Origin of the sequence: Myxococcus llanfairpwllgwyngyllgogerychwyrndrobwllllantysiliogogogochensis, from assembly GCF_006636215.1 — a bacterium.
Classification (GTDB): domain Bacteria; phylum Myxococcota; class Myxococcia; order Myxococcales; family Myxococcaceae; genus Myxococcus; species Myxococcus llanfairpwllgwyngyllgogerychwyrndrobwllllantysiliogogogochensis.
In genome coordinates this window covers 1-1,116 of sequence record NZ_VIFM01000554.1, presented here as the reverse complement: position 1 = coordinate 1,116, position 1,116 = coordinate 1, and the positions used below count along the sequence as shown (strand labels likewise).

The 1,116-nt window shown below is 67.5% G+C and carries 1 protein-coding gene and 1 pseudogene; both read left to right on the top strand.

The annotated features are described in order from the left end of the window. Nucleotides 1-247: 247 nt before the first annotated feature. On the top strand, nucleotides 248-466 hold the full coding sequence (locus FJV41_RS49270) for a hypothetical protein (RefSeq protein ID WP_141649527.1): 219 nt from the start codon (nucleotides 248-250) through the stop codon (nucleotides 464-466). Nucleotides 467-684: 218 nt separating this feature from the next. Further along, nucleotides 685-1,116: pseudogene (locus FJV41_RS49265) on the top strand (hypothetical protein); the annotation flags it as partial.

Below are 1,116 nucleotides of genomic sequence, written 5' to 3'. Positions count from 1 at the left end.
CGGGGGGCTTGGGGGTGGCGTCCGTGCCGCTCGGGGTAGAAGGACTCATGGCGTGCTTCGCCTCCTGGGGCGCTTCGGGAGCACCGCGAAAGCGCGGTGGGTGGTGCGCCTTGAGAACGAACGGAGGACGCGTGGCGTGACACGTCCCGCGGACGTCAATCGCCAGCACTCGAGGGCTGTCACGAGCCCTGCTTACGGACCGTTATGGGAGGCGCGGTCTGGATGCGATTCGCGCGGGAGGAAGTCGATGCCGAAATACTGTCGAGAGAAGTTCGAGAACACCACCACGGGGAAGGAAATCTGGGTGTGCTGGCAACAGGACAAGCACGTCCACGACGCTTCACTCATCACCACGATTGCCCAGTGGCTCGGCACGAATCAGGGAGGGGTCTGGCAGGTGCGTGCCAACAGCTACCAAAGCAATCAGTCCTCACCTGGGGAGAATGATTTGTCTTACTCCAGTTGAGGACACCGGGGTGGAGGGAGTCTCCCGGCTCCCTCCACCCCGGGCTGTCTTCACCCCGGGTGGTTTCATGCGACAAGCCACTTTCGACGGGGAGACCCGCTGTTTAGTGTGCCGCCGACATGAACCTCCCCGCATGTCGCTCTTCCGCCGTCTCTGTCCCCGGGTCCGTACGAACCACCGTCCCGTGTCAGCGCGCACCCTCCCGCCTCCGGCTCTCGATGCTGGTCGCCCTGGTGGCGCTGGGGGCCACGGGCATGGGGTGCTCATCGGACGAAAGCCCGCCGCCCTCTTCCTCGGGTGGAGACGCGGGCACGCCTCGCCCGGATGCGGGAGGGCCACCGCCGGACGCTGGTACCGAGGAGCCCGCTCCGGATGCTGGTGGCGAGCCGGCGCCTGCCTTCACCGTGCTCCCGCCTTCCGAGCCGACGTTGCGCTTCGCGCCGCGGAACACGACGCGCTTCAGCGTCCAGGTGAGACGTGACGACTCGTTTACCGGCGACGTCACCCTCACGCTGGGGGGGCTGCCCGCCCACGTCCTGGCGGACGCGCTGACGCTGTCCGTGCCGGGGGCGGAGAACCTGGCCACGTTCGAACTCCACGTGGAGGAGGCCGCGGCCTATGGGCGCTTCCCCATCCAGGTGGTGGGGGAG

Bases quoted from the DNA above. Each gene is read 5' to 3' on its own strand.
- FJV41_RS49270 (WP_141649527.1), top strand. From the start codon at position 248: ATGCCGAAATACTGTCGAGAGAAGTTCGAGAACACCACCACGGGGAAG.